The organism is Bacillus thermozeamaize, assembly GCA_002159075.1.
GTDB classification, from domain to species: Bacteria; Bacillota; Bacilli; order ZCTH02-B2; family ZCTH02-B2; genus Bacillus_BB; species Bacillus_BB thermozeamaize.
In genome coordinates this window covers 1-20,764 of record LZRT01000107.1, presented here as the reverse complement: position 1 = coordinate 20,764, position 20,764 = coordinate 1, and the positions used below count along the sequence as shown (strand labels likewise).

The window sequence follows — 20,764 nt, the reverse complement described above, 5'->3', positions numbered from 1 at the left end:
GATGCCGCCAACAATCCCTAATGAAAGTGAGGCACCTCTAGATGAAAGCAACAGGAATCGTACGACGCATTGATGATTTGGGTCGGGTGGTCATTCCCAAGGAGATCCGCAGAACATTGCGGATCCGTGAAGGGGATCCGTTGGAAATTTTTGTTGATCGGGATGGAGAAGTCATCCTCAAGAAATATTCGCCAATCGGTGAGCTGGGTGAGTTTGCGAGGGAATATGCCGATTCGCTTTATGATAGCCTCAAGCACATTACGCTGATCTCGGATCGCGATACGGTGATTGCCGTCTCCGGCGGTTCCAAGAAAGACTTCTTGGATAAGCCGGTTGGCGAAGTGGTCGAAACGGCGATGGAATCCCGCCGCACACAGATGGAAAATACCCCCGGTGAATATGATATCGTGAAGGATTTCCGGCAGCCGATTCAAGCCTTTGTGGTGGCTCCGATCATTGCAGGTGGGGATCCGATCGGCGCCGTCATCCTGCTCAGCCAGGAGACGAATGTGCGGATGGGTGAATTGGAAATCAAGTTGGCTGAAACAGCGGCGGGATTTCTCGGCCGGCAAATGGAGCAGTAGCGCTGCGCGGGTGCACGGATACAAGCTTGCGAGTGAACGGATACAAGCTCATTTGAAAATCTTGGACCCCTTCTGCAGGGGGTTTTTTTTGGCGTTCACCTTTTTGTTTTTTGCCAAGTAAAAGCTTATAATGACATGGGTAAGATTTGAACGGTTGCATTTGCTTGGAAGGTGAAGGATATGGAAGGTGGCAGGCGGGAGAGCGGCCTGGAAATCAGGAGGCAACCAGTAAGGCAGCAGTCCTTTTTGCGGGGAGCGGTCATTTTGGGCGTCGCCTCCTTTTTGTCCCGGCTGTTGGGAACGGTGTACAAGATTCCTTTTGAAAACATGACCGGTTCTGTGGGGTTTTACATTTATAACCAGGTGTATCCGTTATATACGATCCTCCTGGTCCTCTCCACCGCCGGCTTTCCGACGGCGATTTCCAAGCTGGTCTCCGAAAGGCTGGTGCATGGCGATCTGGCTGGTGCCCGCAGGGTGTACCGGGTGTCCACGGTCATCCTGACGCTGACGGGCGGTTTTTTCTTTTTATGGATGTTTTTTGGCGCTCCCCTCATTGCTTCCTGGATGGGCGGCGGCGAGGAGCTGGTGCTGCCGATCCGGAGCGTCTCCTTTGCCTTATTGCTCGTGCCCGGGATGGCGGCGTTGCGCGGCTATTTCCAAGGATTCCAGAATATGATGCCGACCGCTGTTTCGCAGGTGATCGAACAGCTGGTCCGGGTGAGTTTCATCTTGCTCGTCACCTTCCTCGCCATGCACTTGATCATGCCGCCGGAGCGGGCGGTGGTGCTGGCAGCCTCCGGCGCGGTGATGGGCGCCTTTGTGGGGGCCATCGCGGCTTATGGCTATTTGCTTGGATACAAACGGCGGGTGGAACCTGTGGCCTTCCCGCGCCCGGATGGCCGGCGCCGCGGTTCCAGGGAATCTTTTGGCCGTGTGGCGCGCCAGATTTTGTCGACGGCGCTGCCCATTGCGCTGGCCTCTTTGGTTTTGCCCTTGTTCAACCTGGTGGATGCCTTTACCATCAAGACGATTCTGAACTGGATCTGGTGTGACGGCGCCGTGAATTGCCAGGCAGCCGCATATTGGAAGGGCGTTTACGACCGGGGGCCGACATTGGTGCAATTTGCCGCTTTTTTCGCCACAGCCATCGCTTTGTCGATCGTGCCGGCAGTGGCGGAGTCCAAGGAACGGCGCCTGTTGCGGCAGACCGCATCGCGTGCCGAACTGGCGATTAAACTCACGTTGTGGCTGGGAATTCCGGCCACAATCGGTCTGGCGGTGATTGCGGAGCCGGTGAATGTGATGCTCTTCCGCAACGAGGAAGGAACGCTGGCGGTGCGCATTGCCGCTTTCACCGTGATGTTTTCGACGCTGAGCATGACCTGTACGGGAATATTGCAGGGTGTGGGGCATATGCTGCTTCCCGCCCGGATCCTGTTGATGGCCGTTGTGCTCAAAGTGGCGGCCAATCTCATCTTGGTTCCCCTCTGGCAGATCAACGGTGCGTCGTTGGCCACCGTGATCGCCTATGCGCTGGCAGCCAGTTTGAACCAGCGCGAAGTCCGGCGGCGCGTACATATTACCTGGGACCGGCCGGTGCTGCTCGGAAAACCGCTGCTGGCTGCCCTCTTGATGGGCGCCCTGCTTTGGGGAATGACCCAGATGATGGATGGCTGGCTGAACGAACACCTGTCCCCCCGTTGGGCGGCCGCCTGGCTTTCCCTCCTCTGTGTGGCGGTCGGGACGCCTGTTTACGGTCTGTTGCTGTTAAAAAGCGGCGCCGTTCGCAGCCAGGATCTGATGCATGTTCCGCGCCTGCGTAAGTGGGTGCCCCACCTGGTGCGCTGGCACCTGCTGAAAGATTGAAAGGGGTGAGAGGATGGTTGCTGGCAAACTGACCGTTGTCGGTCTGGGATATGGGGATGAGCATGGGCTGCCGCTGGGGAACTGGCGGAGACTGCGGACGGCCCGGCATCTCTTCCTGCGCACGGCGCATCATCCGGTAGTGGATTTCTTGCGGCGGGAGGGGATTGCATTCGTCAGTTTTGATGAGGTCTATGACCGAGCCCCCAGGTATGAAGAGGTGTATCCGGAGATCACCGAGCGGCTTTTGGCGGCTTTGCAAGCGGCGATCCAAAGCGGGACGGGCGCGGAAGCGGAGGTGGTGTATGCCGTTCCGGGCCATCCCATGGTTGCCGAAAAGACGGTGCAGCTGCTTTTGGAGAGAGCGCAGCAGGATGGCTTCCAGTTGGAGGTGTTGCCGGCCCCCAGTTTCTTGGATGCCTTGTCGGCACGTCTTCACCTGGATCCGATTGAAGGCCTGCTGATCCTGGACGGGACGAGCCTGACCCGGTCGCAGTTGAATCCGGAGCTCGTGACCGTCATTCCACAGGTGTATGATCGCGCCGTCGCTTCCGACGTGAAGCTCACTCTGATGGAGGTTTATCCGGATGACTACCCTGTCTATGTGGCCAATGCCCTGGGTGTGCCGGGGTTGGAGAGGCTGGAGCAGCTGCCGTTGTACGAACTGGATCGGGAGGCGGAGCGGTTTGGCCACTTGAGTCTGTTGGTTTTGCCGGCGGTGGAGGGGGAGTGGCTGAACCGGCGGTACGAGCGGCTGCTGGAGATCGTGGCCACCTTGCGCGGCCCGCAAGGGTGCCCCTGGGATCGGGCGCAGACGCACCAGTCGCTGCGGCGGTACCTGATCGAGGAGGCGGCGGAACTTTTAGATGCGATTGACGCAGAGGATCCGGAACAGATGGAAGAGGAATTGGGGGATCTGTTGTTGCAGATTTTGTTGCACGCCCAGATCGCCTCGGAGACGGGATATTTTCACATGGATGATGTGATCGAGGGACTGAGTGACAAGTTGATCCGCCGTCACCCCCACGTTTTTGGCGAAAGTTCGGCTTCGACGGCCGAGGAGGTGGCCGTGAACTGGCAACGGTTGAAGCAGCAGGAACGGAAGGAAAAGGGGCTGAAGGAACCGGAGTCCCTTCTCGGCTCCTTGCCAAAGACCCTCAGCGCGCTGCTTGCGGCAGACATCCTGCAACGTCGCGCGGCCGAAGTGGGGTTTGACTGGACCGATCCGGCCGATTGCCTTGCCAAAGTCAAGGAAGAGCTGCAGGAAGTGGAACGGGCGGCTGCCGAGAACCGGGCAGAGGAGCTGGGCGATCTGCTGTTTGCCGTTGTCAATCTTTGCCGCTTCTATCGTGTCGATCCGGAGGCCGCCCTGTCCCGGGCCAACAAGAAATTCCGTTTCCGGTTTCAGCACATTGAAAGGCGGCTGCGGGAGCAGGGGCGAACCTTTGCCGACACCGGGCTGGAGGAGATGGACACCTGGTGGGAGGAAGCCAAGCGCCTGGAAAGGGAAGGCCGAGGCAAACGGGAGGGGAGTGAAGAAGATGGGAAGTGAGATGCGGCTGGACAAGTATTTGAAGGTTTCCCGGCTGGTGAAACGCCGTACCCTGGCCAAGGAGCTCTGCGACCAGGGGAGGGTGGAGATCAACGGCAAGGTGGCCAAGGCAGGCAGCGTCGTGAAGCGCGGGGATCAATTGGTCATCCGCTTTGGCCAGAAGTTGCTGCGGGTGCGGGTGGAACATGTGCAGGAGAACGTGAGAAAAGAGGAAGCCGACAAGCTGTATACCCTCCTTGAAGAGGTACGCCTTGAGCATGAGCTTGAAAATTGATTCGCGGCCAAGCGCTTGTTGTTCTAACTTCGCCTCTTTGTCCATATGATCTGGTAAACGGAGATCTGGTGGAAGGAGGCGAAGACATGGTCGGCGATCCGAAAGAAAACCATGAAGTGCATGTGATCAATCGCAAAGCGATGCGGATTACCGGCGTGAAAGATGTGGAAAGCTTTGACAGTGAGGAGTTTCTGCTCAACACCCATCAGGGCTATTTGGCTGTGCGAGGACAGAACCTGCATATGAAGAATTTGAACGTGGATTCCGGCGAGGTGCTCATCGAAGGGCATGTGCTGGACTTGGTTTACATGGAGCAGCAGGAGATGGGGGGCAAGGCTAAAGGGTTGTTTAGCAGGTTGTTCCGATGACGCTCAGCGAGCAATGGCTCACGTTTTTTGGGATGGGTCTGTGCGGGTGCCTGATGGGGGTTTTTTATGACAGTTTGCGCGAGATGAGGCGGCAATGGGGCATGTCGTCCCGGTGGCTGCCTCTGTTTGATGGTTTGTTTTGGGTGGTTTCCCTTCTGCTGGTCGTTTCTTTTTTGCAGCTGGTCAACAATGGCATTTTTCGCTGGCATGTATTCTTGGGGTTGATTGCCGGTGTCTGGATGTACTTTACGCTTTTCACCCGTCCCGTGCGCTACTGTCTGGGCCGGTTATACCGGTTGATCGCATGGCTGGTTTTGGGACTGATCCGGCTCGTCCGGCAGTTGGTCGTCCGGCCGTTTCTCATCATCGGGAAAGGGCTGGCCCGGGCCGGACATCAATTCTTTTTCCTGGCGGCAGGAATTCTGTCCGGCATCGCGAATGTATTTAAGGGAAAGCGAAGGCCTTGACGGCATCATATTTTGTACACTGGTGGGTGAATGGTTTGGTTCAGAAACGGACCAGGCGTCTTTTTCTCGCTTGTTTGTTGACCATGGCATTTTTGGCCTGGGCCGCCTGGACCCTGCTCGGGCTGAAGCAGGATATCGGCCGGCAGGAGGCGTTGAAGGCGGAACTGGTGGCTGAACAAAAGATGCTGCGGCAGGAACAAAACCGGCTGGAAGAGGAATTGCAAAAAATGAACGATCCGGAGCATATTGCGAAGTTGGCCCGTAAAAACTACTTTATGACTTATCCCGGGGAAATCTTGTTCATTCCGGCGGCCAAGGACTGATCCGTTCATCTTCGCATGCCTCCTTCACTTGACTTGAGCATTTCCGTTTGAGTATAATAAAATAGGTTATTTGTAGTTTCCATATAAATGGCATGAAGGAAACTTTCACTTCGAATCAAGGAGGAACTACTATTACATGGCCGTTGAAGTTGGCAGCAAATATCAGGGGAGGGTGACTGGCATCACCCATTTCGGGGCTTTTGTCGAGCTGCCGGGAGGAGAGACAGGGATGGTTCACATTTCAGAAATATCCAATAATTATGTAAAGGATATTCGTGATTTTCTGAATGTGAACGACATCGTAACGGTCAAGGTCTTGAACGTGGCAAGCGACGGAAAAATCGGCCTGTCGATCCGCCGTGCGCAGGAAGATGGCGGCTCAAGACCTCCCCGGAGGGAGCGCAGGTCTGGCGATCGGAAATCGTCGCCATCGCTGGAGGAGATGATCAGCCGTTTCATGAGGGACAGTGAGGAACGCCTTTCTTCTCTCAAACGGCAGGATTCCAAGCGGGGCGGTCGAGGTGGTCGGCGCGCGTAAAGTCACTTTCCAAAACAGCAGGCCATTGTGTTGCAAGGATAGAGGAGCGTACATGGATGAACCCTTGACGCGCTCGTGATGGACGTGTTAAGATCCGGTTGTCGGCTGTTCAGGCAACCGGTTTGTTGTTCATTCAAATGATGGCGGCGTAGCTCAGCTGGTTAGAGCGTACGGTTCATACCCGTGAGGTCGTGGGTTCGAATCCCTCCGCCGCTACCATACATAACCTATGCAGGCAAAGAGGTCAGATTCTTTCCGAATCTGGCCTTATTTTTTTGGCTTGACCGCAACTTTTTTTGTGAAGTTTTGTCGTTCTTTTTTCTTCATGTGGTAGAAACCGTGAGCCTTCGACAAAAAGACGTCCGAACACGTGTTTATGTTTTTTTGAAGCAAGCGATGTTTTCACTCGGAGAAGCTCTGTTTTTGTCTGAACGGATCGGTTGGTGGGTTTGCGCTTGCCCCCTCCTTTTGACAAATCTTTCTGATTGATCTGGCTATAATAGGTGTCACGGAAACGGAATGGGCCAAAAAAGGTTTTCAAAAGAAAGGGTGAATGTAATGCTAAGAAGAGTGGCGTATCCAATCGGTCAGAGGTGGTTTGCGAGAGGCTGGGAGATGATGGTGGAAGTTCGGCGGTTTTTCTGGGACCGTCTGCAAATTCCGGCTTTAGTGGCGGCCTTTCTGTTTGCTCGGGCCGTCATGCTGGAACAGTTTTCGCCATTTGCCATCCCTTTTTTCATCGTCGGGTTTACGTTGTGGCACCGCCTTTGGCCTTTGCTGGCGCTGGCGATGTTGCTTGGAGCCAGCACGCTCGACTTGGAACGGGTCACTGAGCTGGTTGCGGGTTTGGCTGTGTTTTTGATTCTGCAAATGGTGTGGCGGAGTAAGCAGGCTGGTTGGTTTCCCCTCTCGCTCATGGCTTTTGTCTCGGTGACCTGCGGGGGAATGGTGAGCCATTTTGTGCACGGCAAACTGACGCTTTTGGAAGGGCTGTTTACGCCCGTTGAGGGGCTTTTGGCCGTGGTCTTGACGATCTTGATGCTGCAGACGATTCCCTTGCTCTCAAAGCGAAAGAGGCAACCTTTGAAACAGGAAGAGATGATTTGCCTGGTCATCCTGTTGGCCTCGGTGGCGACCGGGACGATGGGCTGGCAGATTGGCGACCTGTCTGTGACGATGATCCTGGCCCAGTGGCTGGTCGCCGCATTTGCCTTTGCGGCCGGCGGCGGTCTGGGGGCGGCTGTCGGTGTGGTGACCGGTCTTGTGATTGGGCTGGCCAACGGCACCATGCTGGAAATCAGTATGTTGGCTTTTGCGGGGCTGTTGGGCGGCATGCTCAAATACGGGGGACGGATGTCGACGGCGGTGGGTGTCTTTTTGGGAGCCACCATTCTCGCCTTGTCACTGGAGGAACCGGAGCGGCTGTTGCACCATATGACGGAGACGGTGGCGGCGCTCTGCCTCTTTCTCCTGACGCCCAGGCCGTGGATGCGGAATTTGTCCACCCGCATTCCGGGAACGCTGGATCATCTCCGGGAAGAGCAACAATACGTGCAAAGGATCCGGGAGGTGACTGCCGAGCGCGTGCGGGGTTTTGCAAACGTTTTTGAACGGCTTTCGTCTATCTTCCTGCAGGATCGGATTCCCCGCGCCAAGCAGGAAGAGCATCTGATGAACGAATTCATGAACGATATCGTCTCCCGCGTTTGCGGGGCCTGTTCACAGCGCAAGCGCTGTTGGGGTGAGCAGTCATACAAGTCGGTGCAAATGATGACGGACATGTTGGTGCAGGTGGAGTCATCCGGCGGCCAGATGGTCAGGATTGAACCCAACTGGCGGCAACACTGCATCAAGCCGGATTTGCTGCTCCGCCAGATGTGCGGCCAGTATCCGCTCTTGCAAAAAGATTTGGCGTGGCGGCGGCAGCTTGCGGACAGCCGCCGGCTGGTGGCCGATCAGCTCAGCGGACTGGCCGACGTGATGGTCCGGTTTGCCCAGGATATCGAACGGGAAGCGGCCGAGATGTCGGTTCAGGAACAACAAATCAAGGACGCGCTGGAGGAGTTGGGGCTTTCCATACGCGATGTGGAAGTGTATTCGTTGGAAGAAGGCCATGTGTATATCGAGGTGACGCAGCACAGCTCGTTTGGCAAAGAAGAATGCGAACGGCTGGTAGCGCCGATGCTCAGCGACCTGCTTGGGGAGCCGATTGCTGTCAGGCAGCGGGAGATTGTCGTCGATGAAGACGGATATTGCACGATTCCGCTTGTTTCCGCCAAACGGTATGAAGTAAAGGCCGGCATGGCCAGCGCTGCCAAAGGGGGCGGACTGATTTCCGGCGATAGTTACAGCGTCATGGAGATTGGCCACCGTCAAGTGGTGGTGGCCATCAGTGACGGCATGGGCAATGGCGAGAAGGCCCGGCAAGAGAGCAGGGCGGCCATTGAACTTTTGCAAGATTTGCTGCGTTCCGGGTTTGACGAGCAGCTTGCGATTCAGACGATTAACTCTGTTTTGCGGTTGCGCAGTACAGAGGAAATGTATGCCACCATTGATCTGGTCATGCTGGATCTGTTTGACGCGCAAGCCAAATTTCTGAAGGTGGGTTCCACGCCGACATATATCAAGCGAGGAAAGCAGGTGTTGACCGTCTCCTCGGAGAATCTGCCCCTCGGCATCGTACAGGATTTGCAGGTGGAAAGCAGCAGCAAGCAGTTGCGTCCAGGCGATCTGCTGATTTTGATGACGGATGGCTTGTTCACCGTTCCAGAGCCGGTTCAGGATGCGGAAAGATGGATGCAACGGGTCATTCGGGAGATCCAAAGCGATGATCCGCAAGAGTTTGCCGATCTGCTTCTGGAGTATGTGGTTCGCCAGCAGGATGGGGAAATCCCGGATGACATGACGGTGATTGTGGCCAAAATTGAGCAGCATATGCCGGAGTGGGCCACTATCCCCTGGCCTGCCGGCCAGAAGGGCTGGTTCCACCGGCCGCAAGTCTTGCATGGATAAGCGCGGTTTTGCATTGTGGTTCACCACTTCGGTATAATGAGGGATGAATTTGAGGTACCATAAGACGAGATCATGGGGAGCCGCGATGCTGCAGCGTGTGTTGAAGCACATTCGGGAACACCGGTTGATCGAACCGGGAGAACGCGTGTTGCTGGGGGTCTCCGGCGGGATCGACTCCTGCGTCCTGCTGGATTGTATGGTCCGTTTGCAACCGGAACTTCATTGCGATCTTTTGATCGCCCACATGAACCATCTCTTGCGGGGCCAGGCGGCTGAGGAGGATGCCCGCTTTGTCCAGGAACTGGCGGAGCGGTACGGGCTCCCGTTTGTCAGCGAGGCGCAGGATGTGGCCCGGTATGCGAAAGAGCGGCAGATCGGGATTGAAGTGTCGGGGCGCAAGCTCCGATATCAATTTTTTTTGCGCGCCGCGCGAGAACATCATTGTGAGAAAGTGGCTGTTGGACACCATGCGGACGATCAGGTGGAGACGGTGCTGATGCGCCTGTTGCGCGGGAGCGGGACAGGCGGGCTGGGCGCGATGTCACCCATCCGCCCGCTCGCGGAGCGTTGGCTGATCCGGCCGCTGCTGCCCTTTTTTCGGGATGACATTGAGCGCTATGCTGCCCGCAGGGAGATTCGCTACCGAACGGATGAAACGAACCGCTCCCTGCAATTTGCCCGCAACCGGATCCGGCATGAACTGCTGCCGTATCTCGCCACGTATAATCCGCGGATCAAGGAGCGGCTTGCGGGGTTGGCAGAACAGCTGGCGCGGGAAGAGGAGTTCCTGCACCGTCAGGCGCAAGCCGCCTTCCGCGAGATGGTTCAGCGGGCCATGCCTGACCCGCAGGGGAGTTCCGCCTGGCAACTTGACCTGGAGCCTTTTCGGGCACTGCATCCGGCTTTACAATGGCGCATTGGTAAACTAATATTAGAATATCTTATGAAAGAGGAAGAAGTGCGGCGGGTCCATGTGGCCGATCTTCAAAAACTGATGGCAAATCCGCATCCCGAGGCCGCTCTTCATCTTCCGGAGGGCTGGGTGGCCAGGTGGACAGGAAACCGGCTCCGATTTGAAAAAGATCGGCCGCCGCGAACGACCCCCGCTTATACATATGCTTTTGCCGAAAACGGCGAGGTGCTGATTCGTGAAGCCGGTGTGCGGCTGCGTGCCTTCCGCGCCGTCGAGCCGCCGGAAAAGCAACGGCTGAACGCGCCGTGGGCGGTGTTTGATGCGCAGAAGTTTCCGGGCAAAGATGTGGTCATCCGAAATCGGCGACCGGGGGACTGGATGAGGCTGGTGGACAACAGCCGCGAGGAGCCGGTTTTTTTTACGAAAAAGATCAAAGCGTTGATGAACGAAGCCAAGTGGCCGCCGGAGCAACGCAGGATGACACCGCTCCTGGCCCGGGGGAGCGAGGTGCTTTGGGTGCCGGGACTTCGCCAAAGCGCCCGCTACGCGGTCACTGCCGAGACATCGGAGTTTCTTTACGTCACTGTTGTCGGTCAAACGAACAGTTCCATGTAAAAGCCGTTCCAAGCAAAGGGCAGGCTGTAACTGTAACAAGGAGGAGAAGATGGAGCAGGATATCCAAAAAGTTGTGCTGACGGAGGAAGAGATTGCCGCCAAGGTCAGGGAATTGGCTGCGCAGATTAACGCCGATTACCGGGATCATAACCCGCTGGTGATTGGCGTGTTGAAAGGGGCCGTTTTGTTCATGGCCGATCTCGTTAAACGCCTGACCATCCCCTGTGAAATCGATTTTATGGCGGTTTCCAGTTATGGAGCCTCGACGAAGTCATCCGGTGTCGTCAAGATTGTCAAGGATCTGGATCACCCTGTCGATGGCCGTCATGTCCTGGTGGTCGAGGATGTGGTGGATTCCGGTTTGACTTTGCGATACCTACTGGATTTGCTGCACCGAAGAAATGCCTTGTCTGTCAAAGTGGTCGCCCTGCTCGATAAGCCGGAAGGTCGCACGGTGGATCTGCAGCCGGATTATTGCGGATTTACGATGCCGAACGAATTTCTCGTGGGTTATGGTCTGGACTATGCAGAGCGGTATCGGAACCTCCCGTACATCGGTGTCTTGCGGCCGGAGGTGTACCGTAACGGGGAATGAGTTGTAGCGGCTTTCCAAGTTATGATAAAATAAATGTTGGCTTTTTGAGAGGAGGGCGTGCATGAACCGCTTTGCCAAGAGCATTATTATTTATCTTCTGCTATTTCTCGTCGTCATCGGGATCTTTGAAGCGTTCAACACCTCCGGTACAACGACGAAGACGATTACATATACAGAATTTCGCACAGCGCTCGCGGACGGCAAAATTGCCGAGGTTCATATTCGGCCGGAAGGTCTGACTTACCGGATCGAAGGGCGGTTTGTAGGGAATAGCACGACCACCTTTGTCACGCAGGCCCCCTTTAGTGACATGGTGATCCAGCAGATTGAGGCGGCCGAAGTTCCCAAGCAGGTCTACTCTCCGGAAGAAGGGCCCTCCATCTGGATGTCACTCCTGACTTCTTTTGTTCCGTTTTTGATCCTGATTGTCCTGTTGTTTTTCCTGATGAATCAGGCGCAGGGCGGCGGGAACCGGGTGATGAATTTCGGCAAAAGCCGTGCCCGGATGTATCATGATGAGAAGAAGAAGGTCACGTTCAACGATGTGGCCGGCGCTGATGAAGAGAAGGCGGAACTGGAAGAGATCGTGGCCTTTCTGAAGGATCCGCGGAAATTTTCCAGTCTCGGTGCGCGGATTCCCAAAGGCGTGCTGCTGGTCGGACCACCAGGAACCGGAAAAACGCTGTTGGCTCGTGCAGTGGCCGGTGAGGCCGGTGTGCCCTTTTTTTCCATCAGCGGTTCCGATTTTGTGGAAATGTTCGTCGGCGTGGGGGCTTCGCGTGTTCGTGATTTGTTTGAGAACGCGAAGAAGAACGCGCCATGTATTATTTTTATTGATGAAATTGACGCCGTCGGGCGGCAGCGCGGCGCCGGGCTGGGAGGCGGCCATGACGAGCGGGAGCAGACGCTGAACCAGCTGCTGGTGGAGATGGACGGGTTCAGCGCCCATGAGGGAATCATCATCATCGCCGCCACCAACCGTCCGGACATTCTCGATCCGGCCTTGCTCCGCCCGGGACGCTTCGACCGGCAGATTACGGTCGATCGTCCGGATCTCAAGGGCCGGGAAGCGATTCTGAAGGTTCATGCACGCAACAAACCGCTTGGTGAAGATGTGGATTTGCACGTTCTTGCCCGCAGGACGACCGGTTTCACCGGGGCAGATCTGGAAAATGTACTGAATGAGGCGGCGCTGCTGGCAGCGCGGAAGAACAAGAAGCAGATCAACATGGGAGAAATTGATGAGGCCATCGATCGGGTGATTGCCGGACCCGAGAAGCGGAGCCGGGTGATCAGCGAAACGGAACGCAAGCTGGTGGCCTACCATGAGGCAGGGCATGCCATTGTCGGCATCTACCTGGAAAACGCCGATACCGTCCACAAAGTGACCATTATCCCGCGTGGCAGCGCGGGCGGCTACACGGTGATGCTGCCGAAAGAGGATCGCTTTTTTATGCGCAAGACCGAATTAATGGAACGGATCACCGGCCTTCTGGGGGGACGGGTGGCGGAAGAGCTCGTCTTTGGTGATGTCAGCACGGGGGCGCACAATGATTTTGAGCGTGCGACGGAGATCGCCCGGCGCATGGTGACCGAATTCGGGATGAGTGAGAAATTGGGGCCAATGCAGTTTGGCCGCGGACAGGGAGAGGTGTTTCTCGGCCGGGATTTCGCCCGCGAACGGAACTACAGTGACAAGGTCGCTTATGAAATCGACCAGGAAATTCGCCATATTATCCAGACCTGTTATGAACGTTGCAAACAACTGTTGACGGAACACCGTGACAAGCTGGAGCTTTTGGCGCAGACCTTGCTTGAGAAGGAGACGCTGGATGAGACGGAGATTCACGCCCTGATCAAGACAGGACGCCTTCCGGACAAAAAAGAGGTCAGACTGCAAATTCAGGGCAAGTCCACGGACTCCCCACCTGCCGCCAATGGGACGCCTTCAAACGGCGACAAGGAGCATCCGTCCGCTTCCTTGGAACGTCCGGACGACAAAGGCGGTTCATCCACGTAATATGGCGCCATGATCGAACCTGATCCTGGATTGGGTGCGACGAAATCCCCTGCCTGACGGCAGGGTTTTGACGTATTTGCATGTTTGTCGGGAACCGGAAAGGAGGGCACTTGGATGGATCTTGTCATTGACGTGGGAAACAGCAACATCGTCCTGGGCATTTACCAAGATGGCCAACTGTTGCACGCCTGGCGGGCCGCAACCGATCGCCGGAAGACGGAAGACGAATACGGCATGCTGCTGAAATGGTATTTGCAGGATGTGGGGCTCTCGCTGGAACAAATCACCGGCGCCATCATTTCTTCAGTGGTTCCGCCTTTGGTGCAGCCGCTGGCCAGGATGTGCCAAAAATACCTGAAGCTTCACCCCCTGATTGTCGGCCCGGGGGTCCGTACCGGTCTCAATGTCAAGACAGAGAATCCGCGAGAAGTGGGCGCAGACCGGATTGTCAATGCGGTGGCGGCGATTGCGTTGTATGGGCCCCCCTTGATTATCGTGGACTTCGGCACCGCCACCACTTTCTGTGCCGTCAATTCGCAAGGGGAGTACCTCGGCGGCGCGATTGCCCCCGGGATCCAGATTTCAACAGAAGCCCTGTATTCGCATACGGCCAAGCTTCCCCGCGTGGAAATGGTCAACCCGGGCCGGGTCATCGGAAAAAACACGATCACATCCATGCAGTCCGGGATTTTGTATGGCTTTGTCGGACAAGTGGATGGAATCGTCCAGCGGATGAAGAAGGAAATGGAAGAAATGGAAGCGATGCATGAGATGCCGGGAAAACAGCCGTCCACTCGCCGGATCACGGTGGTGGCAACGGGAGGATTGGCCGAATGGGTGGCGGGAGAATCGGAGACGATTGATCTTGTCAATCCGCTGTTGACTTTGGAAGGGCTATACCTGATTTTACAGCGGAACCGGCATCATTCCTAAAATGAAATCTTTTCTTAAGGAGACTTCAGTATGCATGGCGATCAACTTGCCAGAGGCACTGCCTATGACGGCCAAATTCGGATCTTTGCGGCCGTTTCCACTTCGCTGGTCAACGAACTGCAGAGACGCCATCAGTTATGGCCGGTTGCCACCGCTGCCCTCGGCCGGGCCGTGACGATCACTGCGATGATGGGCCTGATGCTAAAAGGCGAGGGCAAAGTGACCGTACAGATCAAGGGAGATGGCCCCTTGCGGCACATTGTGGCGGATGCGGACGCGTCTGGGCATGCGCGGGGTTATGTGCACAACCCGTTTGTCGATCTGCCAGCCAATGCCCAGGGAAAACTGGATGTGGCCAAGGCCATCGGTGCCGGCTTTCTCTATGTGGTGAAAGATCTTGGCATTGGAGAACCCTACCGCGGGAGTGTGCCGCTTGTCTCGGGGGAACTGGGGGAGGACTTCACTTATTATTTTACCGTCTCTGAACAGACGCCCTCTGCCGTCGGCGTGGGCGTGCTGGTGAACCCGGATCTGTCGGTTCAGGCAGCCGGCGGGTGGATTCTCCAGCGGATGCCGGGGGCCGATGAGCAACTCATGGATCGGGTGATTCAGCACCTCAACCGGCTGCCCGCCGTGTCCGCGCTCGTGGCAGACGGCATCCGTGTCGAGCAGCTGATCGAGAAAGTGGCGGGTTCAGAGGGAAAGCCCCGGGTGCATGAAGTAATTCCGCTCCATTTTGCCTGCACTTGTTCAGAGCAGCGAGTGCAAGAGATGCTCCAGGGGCTTGGCCCAAAGGAACTGGCATCCATCCTCGAGGAACGGGGAGAGGCAGAAGTGGTCTGCCATTTTTGCAACGAGCGTTATGTTCTCGGGAGAGACGTTTTGGAGCGGCTGATCCGTGAACATTGACAACCCGGTTAAGTTTGCGTATAACATACTGCAGGGAAGAGGCTTGGACATGTGCTTCGGAACGGCAGCCGTGGTCATCTGACCACGGCTTCGGTGTTGCCATGGACAAGACAAGCCTGGAAACGCCTTTCTCCAGAAGGAGTGAACCCATCGTGGTGTGGACACACCAACCCTATTTGATGCAGTTTGACCATCCCGCCAGGCTGGAAGAAGAAATGCTCGCGTTGGGCGCGGATCATGCCGGAATCCGTCTGATGATGCCAAAGGGAGAGTTCTTACATATTAAGGTTCATCAGGTTTCGTTAAAAGCGGCCAACGTGCTCAAACAGGAAATGCTTGCGCTGGGCGGCGAAGCGGTTTTGCATAAAGAGGTTTCCATGTTGACGAAGGAGACGTCTGATCTTCTTCTGATGGGTACCCGCAAGCAATTTGATCGTCTGACGAGGAAACTGAAAGCGCAGCCCTTCGGTCTGAAAAAAGTGGCCGAAGAATTGGAATGGGTGCTGCGGGGATTGGATCGCAGCCGCGGGGCGCAGCGGATTCGCGGGAAGGGCTGGGAGCTGGACTGCGGAAAAAAAACGTTGGTCATGGGCATTTTAAACGTGACCCCTGATTCCTTTTCGGATGGAGGCAAATGGATCGACCCCGACAAAGCGGTCGAACACGCCCAGGCCATGGTGGATGACGGCGCCGATCTGATTGATGTCGGAGGAGAGTCTACCCGTCCGGGACATACCCCGATCTCGGCTGAGGAAGAGATCAGAAGGGTGGAACCGGTGATCCGAAAACTGAAGGCGCGTCTTGACGTTCCGATATCCATCGACACGTATAAATCAGAAGTCGCAACCAGAGCCATTGCTGCCGGCGCCGATGTGATCAACGACATCTGGGGTTTTCGGCGCGACCCGGCGATGGCTCGGGTGGCTGCCGAGGCCGGCGTGCCGGTGATCCTGATGCACAATCGGCCTGCCGACCGGGTCGCTTATCGTGATGTGATGGGCGAGATCATCCAGGATCTGCGCGTCTCCCTTGAGATAGCCAAGCAAGCGGGAGTCAAGGAAGAACAGATCATATTGGATCCCGGGATCGGATTCGGCAAACATTTGGAGCATAATCTGGAGACGATGCGCCGTCTGGATGAATTGGTGGCATTGGGATATCCTGTACTCATTGGCACTTCCCGCAAATCGATGATCGGCAACACCTTGCAGCTGCCTGTGGATGACCGGTTGGAAGGCACGGCGGCCACCGTGGCATTGGCCATTGCCAAGGGGTGCCAGATTGTCCGGGTGCATGATGTGAAGGAAATGGTGCGCGTATGCAGGATGATGGATGCCATGCTGCGGTCGTGAGGACCGAGCCAGTCAAGTGGGGATGCCGGAGGGACGGGGATGGACAAAATCGTGATTCAGGGCATGACCTTTTACGGGTATCATGGTGTATACGAAGAGGAAAGGCGTCTCGGGCAGCGATTTGTCGTCGATGTATGGCTGTATCTTGACCTCAACCCGGCAGGTCAAAGCGACCGGCTGGCTGATACAGTGAACTATGCTGAGGTGTATGATGAGGTAGCCAGGGTGTTTCATGGGCCGTCGCGTCAACTGTTGGAATCGCTGGCGGAAGAGACTGCGGCGCGGCTGCTCAAGCGATTCCGGATTCACAAGGTCACGGTGCGGATCATGAAGCCGTCCCCGCCGATACCCGGTCATTTTCAGCATGTTGGCGTTGAAATTACAAGGGAGGCCTCCGATTGAACCGCTCTTTGACACAGCCGCGGACGTCTTTGACAAAGGCTTTTATCGGGATGGGTTCCAATCTGGGAGATCGGGAAGAGAACCTGCGATCGGCGTTACGCATGCTCTCGAAAGAAAACGTTTTGCGCATTCTGGGATGTTCCGCCCTGTATGAAACGGAACCCGTCGGCTACCGCCCGCAACCTCCTTTTCTCAATGCAGTGGTCTGTGTAGAAACGGGCCTTGACCCGGATCGTTTGCTGGATTATCTGTTACAGGTTGAACAGTTGCACCGGCGGCAGCGGACGATTCGGTGGGGGCCGCGAACGCTTGACCTGGATATACTGTTGTACGGCGGGCAAAAGGTGCGGTCTCACCGCCTGATCATCCCGCATCCGCGCCTTTTTGAAAGACCCTTTGTCCTCGTTCCCCTGTTGGATCTGGCGGCGTGGCTGTGCGAGCCGGTCCGGCAGGCGGCTAGAGAGGCGCTTTCTTTTCTTGGCCGGGAAGGGGTGGTCAGGTACAAGGATGCCGGCTGGGCAGCCAGGTCGTCCATGGCGCAAAACTGAGCCAAAGCAGCCCGGTTTATTGACAGTCTCCGTTTGCCTCAATATAATATCCACACATATGACTTTTAACGATACGAAAGATTTCAGGTATTCAACCAAATAGAGGCATTACTTTCTCATAAGGCGTATATGAATACGTATATGAATAACGATTCAACAATAACGATTCAACCACGAATCACGATGCAACGCGGTTTTCGGCAAATCTCTCACCTGACATAAAGCATCTTTTTTCGTGAAAAATGAAGTGAAAAAACATACGATAAAAGGGGAAATGTACTGTGGCTGAGAAAGAAATTCTGTTGACACCTGACGGCATGAAAAAGTTAGAGGAAGAGTTGGAACATCTGAAATCCGTCAAACGGGCCGAGGTGGCGGAACGGATCAAGGTGGCGATCGGCTATGGGGATCTCAGCGAAAATTCCGAATACGAAGATGCCAAAAATGAACAGGCCTTCATTGAGGGACGGATCATCACATTGGAAAAAATGCTGCGTAATGCCCGTGTCATTCAAAACGAGGATGTTTCAACGGATGTGGTGAGCATCGGTTCCAAGGTCCGCCTTCAGGATCTGGAGTTTGACGAGGAAGTGGAGTATACCATCGTCGGCTCGGCGGAGTCGGATCCGGAGAAGAACCGGATTTCCAATGAATCTCCGGTTGGCCAGGCCTTGCTTGGGAAGAAGATTGGCGATACCATCGAGGTACAGGTGCCTGCCGGGGTGATACGGTACAAGATCTTAGAGATCACACGCTGACATAGAATCACACGTTGACGTGGACGTGATCGGCAAGATTCGGTAAAGGACTGAAGAAGAAGGGACTGCATCATTATGTCGCAAGAGATATTGGAGCAAAGCGAAATCATCCAATCGCGCCATCAGAAACTGGAGCAATACAGAGAGATGGGGGTGGACCCTTACGGCGTTCGCTTTCAGCCGACGCATCATGCGCAGGAGATCCTCAACGCTTACGGCGAGTTGGATAAGGAGGCGCTGGCGGAGCTGGCTGTGCAGGTGCGGATGGCCGGCCGTCTGATGACCAAGCGCCTGCACGGCAAGGCTGGATTTGCCCATATCCAGGATCTGACCGGCCGGCTGCAGATTTATGTCCGCTCCGATGAGGTGTCGGAACAGGAATACCGCATTTTTCAGATGTTGGATATCGGCGATCTGATCGGCGTGGAAGGCGAGCTCTTCAAGACCAACCGCGGTGAGACGACGGTTCTGGTCAGGCGTTTGGTTTTTTTGACCAAATCGCTTCTGCCCCTTCCGGACAAGTATCACGGGCTGAAAGATGTTGAACAGCGGTACCGGGAACGATACGTCGACCTGATTGTCAACCCTGAAGTCAAGGACACGTTTCTCATCCGCAGCAAGGTGATTCAGGGCATTCGCAGGTATCTGGATGAACAAGGCTATTTGGAAGTGGAGACGCCGACGATGCATACCGTTGCCGGAGGAGCGGCGGCGCGCCCCTTTATCACGCACCATAACGCCCTGGACATGACCTTGTATATGCGGATAGCCATTGAGCTGCATCTCAAGCGTTTGATTGTCGGCGGACTGGAGAAAGTGTATGAAATCGGCAGGGTATACCGGAATGAAGGCATCTCTACCCGTCACAACCCGGAGTTCACGATGCTGGAGTTGTATGCCGCCTATACCGATTACCACGACATGATGACGCTGACGGAAGAGATGATTTCCAAGGTGGCCAGGGAGGTCAAGGGCACGACGCAAATCACCTATCAAGGGCAACAGGTCGAGCTGGCTCCCCCGTGGCGCCGCGTTTCCATGGTGGAACTGATCCGCGAAACGCTGTCCATCGACTTCACGCAGCCGATGAGTGATGAAGAGGCGCGGCGGCTGGCGGTTCAGCATGGGCTGAGCGTGGATGATCATATGGGCTTCGGCCATGTGGTCAACCTGTTTTTTGAAGAATTTGTGGAGGACAAGCTGATTCAACCGACATTTGTCTATGGCCATCCGGTCGAAATTTCCCCGTTGGCCAAGAAAAATCCGGCAGATCCCCGCTTTACCGAACGCTTTGAACTGTATATTGTCGGCCGCGAACATGCCAATGCATTCAGCGAATTGAACGACCCCATCGAGCAGCGGAAGCGTTTTGAGGATCAGCTCAAGGAACGCGCCCGAGGAAATGAAGAGGCGCATGAGATGGATGAGGATTTTATCCGCGCGCTGGAATACGGGATGCCGCCGACAGGTGGCCTAGGGATTGGCATTGATCGGCTGGTGATGCTTTTGGCCGACGCGCCTTCCATTCGCGATGTGCTTCTCTTTCCGCTGATGAAAGAACGAACCTGATCGGTTCACGCGGGCGAATGGCAAGGACAAGGAAAAATCGCTGGCGAATTGGGAACGGGAGCGCTCGCTTCGAAAAGGAGGTTGGAGCCGTGCAAAAAAAGTGGTTCTACAGAAAGTGCCTGGTCACCGTGGGTGTGGTCGCGTGGTTGATCCTCGTCCTCAGTGCTTGCGGAACGGCCGGCGCCCCGCAAGACACGGGACAGGGACAGGCGCCTGCTGAGGTGCCCAATACGGGCGACACGGAATCGACTTCCTCAGATGACGCGGCAAAACGAGAGGATCAAACCGGTCAGGTGAAAGAGGGCGATCAGAACAATCCCCTGGAAAACGAGGCATTTCGCGTGACTCAGCCACAGGCAAGCGACGTCATCGGCATGTCCTTCAAGGTTGCAGGTGAGGCGCGTGTCTACGAAGGGAATTTTCACTACACGATAGAGGATGGACATAATATCCTGGCGGAAGGGACAGGGAAGACGGAAAAGGGAGCGCCGGAGTGGAGTCCTTTTGAGCTCCAGATTCAACTGGAACAGCCTCCTTCCAGTCCGCATGGCATGTTGATCCTATATGAGAAAAGCGCCAAGGATGGCACGCCGGTCAATCAGTTGAATGTGCCGCTGAACTTTGATGAGAAAATTGTCAAACCGATGAGCGCACAGTGACCGGATGCGGCGCTGCGGCAGATCCTCTTTCACGTGAGCGAGATACTGCAAGCCGAGGAATATGGCTGGTTACGGCGGGAGCGGGACAGCTCCCTTTTTTGCATCATCCGTTTGGATGAAAGGAAATGCCACTTGCATCATGGGATCAAACCTGCTATATTATATCTTGCTTTGTTCACCGGCATAAAAAGGTGAACCAAAGAGCAACCGCAAGCAAGAAAAAAACGAGAAAAACATCTTGACAAAGACACAACAGACATGATATATTAAAAGAGTCGCGCTCACGAAGGAAACCAGTGAGCGGCGGACGACAGAAAGATAAACGAACAGCAGCAACAAAGCGATGTTCCTTGAAAACTGCACAATGAAGCGAACCTGATGAGTCAGAGTTGAACTTTTTTCATGGAGAGTTTGATCCTGGCTCAGGACGAACGCTGGCGGCGCGCCTAATACATGCAAGTCGAGCGGGGAGGCAAGCGGAAGCCTTCGGGCGGAAGCTTGCATCCT

At 55.6% G+C, this 20,764-nt stretch carries 20 protein-coding genes, 1 tRNA gene, 1 pseudogene and 1 other annotated feature; of the genes and pseudogenes, 21 read left to right on the top strand and 1 reads right to left on the bottom strand.

Going from position 1 to position 20,764, the window contains the following annotated elements; translation table 11 throughout:
* Nucleotides 1-41 precede the first annotated feature (41 nt).
* From BAA01_14755 to BAA01_14655, 21 genes are all read left to right on the top strand, one after another.
* A complete protein-coding gene (locus BAA01_14755; GenBank protein ID OUM85300.1) occupies nucleotides 42-584 on the top strand; it encodes a stage V sporulation protein T in 543 nt (180 codons plus the stop codon).
* A 213-nt stretch (nucleotides 585-797) separates the two neighbouring features.
* Nucleotides 798-2,453: a hypothetical protein gene (locus tag BAA01_14750; GenBank protein OUM85336.1), complete on the top strand. Its 1,656-nt coding sequence runs from the start codon at nucleotides 798-800 to the stop codon at nucleotides 2,451-2,453.
* A gap of 13 nt (nucleotides 2,454-2,466) precedes the next feature.
* Entirely contained in the window at nucleotides 2,467-4,002 is a 1,536-nt protein-coding gene (locus BAA01_14745; protein OUM85299.1) for a nucleoside triphosphate pyrophosphohydrolase, read from the top strand.
* Nucleotide 4,003: 1 nt separating this feature from the next.
* Nucleotides 4,004-4,276 carry a hypothetical protein gene (locus tag BAA01_14740; GenBank protein OUM85335.1) on the top strand — a complete coding sequence of 91 codons (273 nt, stop codon included), beginning with the start codon at nucleotides 4,004-4,006 and terminating at the stop codon, nucleotides 4,274-4,276.
* 86 nt (nucleotides 4,277-4,362) lie between these two features.
* A complete protein-coding gene (locus BAA01_14735) occupies nucleotides 4,363-4,644 on the top strand; it encodes a sporulation protein YabP (protein OUM85298.1) in 282 nt (93 codons plus the stop codon).
* Nucleotides 4,641-5,111, top strand: a complete 471-nt coding sequence (locus BAA01_14730) for a hypothetical protein (GenBank protein ID OUM85297.1) — start codon at nucleotides 4,641-4,643, stop codon at nucleotides 5,109-5,111. The genes BAA01_14735 and BAA01_14730 overlap by 4 nt, the downstream gene beginning before the upstream one ends.
* On the top strand, nucleotides 5,108-5,434 hold the full coding sequence (locus tag BAA01_14725; protein ID OUM85296.1) for a hypothetical protein: 327 nt from the start codon (nucleotides 5,108-5,110) through the stop codon (nucleotides 5,432-5,434). The genes BAA01_14730 and BAA01_14725 overlap by 4 nt, the downstream gene beginning before the upstream one ends.
* A gap of 136 nt (nucleotides 5,435-5,570) precedes the next feature.
* Entirely contained in the window at nucleotides 5,571-5,972 is a 402-nt protein-coding gene (locus tag BAA01_14720) for an RNA-binding protein S1 (GenBank protein OUM85295.1), read from the top strand.
* Between the two features lie 142 nt (nucleotides 5,973-6,114).
* Nucleotides 6,115-6,191: transfer RNA gene (locus BAA01_14715), tRNA-Met, on the top strand.
* Between the two features lie 396 nt (nucleotides 6,192-6,587).
* Nucleotides 6,588-8,984 (top strand): stage II sporulation protein E, encoded by a 2,397-nt coding sequence (locus tag BAA01_14710; protein OUM85294.1) that lies wholly within the window; start codon nucleotides 6,588-6,590, stop codon nucleotides 8,982-8,984.
* 85 nt (nucleotides 8,985-9,069) lie between these two features.
* Entirely contained in the window at nucleotides 9,070-10,512 is a 1,443-nt protein-coding gene (locus BAA01_14705; GenBank protein ID OUM85293.1) for a tRNA lysidine(34) synthetase TilS, read from the top strand.
* 49 nt (nucleotides 10,513-10,561) lie between these two features.
* Nucleotides 10,562-11,107 carry a hypoxanthine phosphoribosyltransferase gene (locus tag BAA01_14700; protein ID OUM85292.1) on the top strand — a complete coding sequence of 182 codons (546 nt, stop codon included), beginning with the start codon at nucleotides 10,562-10,564 and terminating at the stop codon, nucleotides 11,105-11,107.
* Nucleotides 11,108-11,168: 61 nt separating this feature from the next.
* Nucleotides 11,169-13,127, top strand: coding sequence for a cell division protein FtsH (locus tag BAA01_14695; protein OUM85291.1), 1,959 nt, complete (start codon nucleotides 11,169-11,171; stop codon nucleotides 13,125-13,127).
* 114 nt (nucleotides 13,128-13,241) lie between these two features.
* Nucleotides 13,242-14,060: a pantothenate kinase gene (locus tag BAA01_14690; GenBank protein OUM85290.1), complete on the top strand. Its 819-nt coding sequence runs from the start codon at nucleotides 13,242-13,244 to the stop codon at nucleotides 14,058-14,060.
* A 30-nt stretch (nucleotides 14,061-14,090) separates the two neighbouring features.
* The gene (locus BAA01_14685; GenBank protein OUM85289.1) at nucleotides 14,091-14,969 is read left to right on the top strand and encodes an Hsp33 family molecular chaperone; all 879 of its coding nucleotides are present in this window, start codon (nucleotides 14,091-14,093) and stop codon (nucleotides 14,967-14,969) included.
* 179 nt (nucleotides 14,970-15,148) lie between these two features.
* Nucleotides 15,149-16,321, top strand: coding sequence for a dihydropteroate synthase (locus tag BAA01_14680; GenBank protein OUM85334.1), 1,173 nt, complete (start codon nucleotides 15,149-15,151; stop codon nucleotides 16,319-16,321).
* Nucleotides 16,322-16,360: 39 nt separating this feature from the next.
* On the top strand, nucleotides 16,361-16,723 hold the full coding sequence (locus tag BAA01_14675; GenBank protein ID OUM85288.1) for a dihydroneopterin aldolase: 363 nt from the start codon (nucleotides 16,361-16,363) through the stop codon (nucleotides 16,721-16,723).
* 50 nt (nucleotides 16,724-16,773) lie between these two features.
* Nucleotides 16,774-17,271, top strand: coding sequence for a 2-amino-4-hydroxy-6-hydroxymethyldihydropteridine diphosphokinase (locus BAA01_14670; GenBank protein ID OUM85333.1), 498 nt, complete (start codon nucleotides 16,774-16,776; stop codon nucleotides 17,269-17,271).
* 281 nt (nucleotides 17,272-17,552) lie between these two features.
* Nucleotides 17,553-18,029: a transcription elongation factor GreA gene (locus BAA01_14665; protein OUM85287.1), complete on the top strand. Its 477-nt coding sequence runs from the start codon at nucleotides 17,553-17,555 to the stop codon at nucleotides 18,027-18,029.
* 75 nt (nucleotides 18,030-18,104) lie between these two features.
* Entirely contained in the window at nucleotides 18,105-19,598 is a 1,494-nt protein-coding gene (locus tag BAA01_14660; GenBank protein OUM85286.1) for a lysine--tRNA ligase, read from the top strand.
* Nucleotides 19,599-19,687: 89 nt separating this feature from the next.
* Complete coding sequence (locus BAA01_14655) at nucleotides 19,688-20,257, top strand: hypothetical protein (GenBank protein ID OUM85285.1); 570 nt, start codon at nucleotides 19,688-19,690, stop codon at nucleotides 20,255-20,257.
* Nucleotides 20,258-20,416: 159 nt separating this feature from the next.
* On the opposite strand, the pseudogene BAA01_14650 reads toward BAA01_14655, so the two are convergent.
* Nucleotides 20,417-20,764, bottom strand: a pseudogene (locus tag BAA01_14650) (hypothetical protein).
* Nucleotides 20,654-20,758 (top strand) — a sequence feature (possible 16S ribosomal RNA but 16S or 23S rRNA prediction is too short). It overlaps the preceding pseudogene by 105 nt.

Coding starts and splice junctions, on each gene's coding strand:
- BAA01_14755 (OUM85300.1), top strand. CDS start 42: ATGAAAGCAACAGGAATCGTACGACGCATTGATGATTTGGGTCGGGTG.
- BAA01_14745 (OUM85299.1), top strand. CDS start 2,467: ATGGTTGCTGGCAAACTGACCGTTGTCGGTCTGGGATATGGGGATGAG.
- BAA01_14740 (OUM85335.1), top strand. CDS start 4,004: ATGCGGCTGGACAAGTATTTGAAGGTTTCCCGGCTGGTGAAACGCCGT.
- BAA01_14735 (OUM85298.1), top strand. CDS start 4,363: ATGGTCGGCGATCCGAAAGAAAACCATGAAGTGCATGTGATCAATCGC.
- BAA01_14730 (OUM85297.1), top strand. CDS start 4,641: ATGACGCTCAGCGAGCAATGGCTCACGTTTTTTGGGATGGGTCTGTGC.
- BAA01_14720 (OUM85295.1), top strand. CDS start 5,571: ATGGCCGTTGAAGTTGGCAGCAAATATCAGGGGAGGGTGACTGGCATC.
- BAA01_14710 (OUM85294.1), top strand. CDS start 6,588: ATGATGGTGGAAGTTCGGCGGTTTTTCTGGGACCGTCTGCAAATTCCG.
- BAA01_14705 (OUM85293.1), top strand. CDS start 9,070: ATGCTGCAGCGTGTGTTGAAGCACATTCGGGAACACCGGTTGATCGAA.
- BAA01_14700 (OUM85292.1), top strand. CDS start 10,562: ATGGAGCAGGATATCCAAAAAGTTGTGCTGACGGAGGAAGAGATTGCC.
- BAA01_14695 (OUM85291.1), top strand. CDS start 11,169: ATGAACCGCTTTGCCAAGAGCATTATTATTTATCTTCTGCTATTTCTC.
- BAA01_14690 (OUM85290.1), top strand. CDS start 13,242: ATGGATCTTGTCATTGACGTGGGAAACAGCAACATCGTCCTGGGCATT.
- BAA01_14685 (OUM85289.1), top strand. CDS start 14,091: ATGCATGGCGATCAACTTGCCAGAGGCACTGCCTATGACGGCCAAATT.
- BAA01_14680 (OUM85334.1), top strand. CDS start 15,149: ATGCAGTTTGACCATCCCGCCAGGCTGGAAGAAGAAATGCTCGCGTTG.
- BAA01_14675 (OUM85288.1), top strand. CDS start 16,361: ATGGACAAAATCGTGATTCAGGGCATGACCTTTTACGGGTATCATGGT.
- BAA01_14670 (OUM85333.1), top strand. CDS start 16,774: ATGGGTTCCAATCTGGGAGATCGGGAAGAGAACCTGCGATCGGCGTTA.
- BAA01_14660 (OUM85286.1), top strand. CDS start 18,105: ATGTCGCAAGAGATATTGGAGCAAAGCGAAATCATCCAATCGCGCCAT.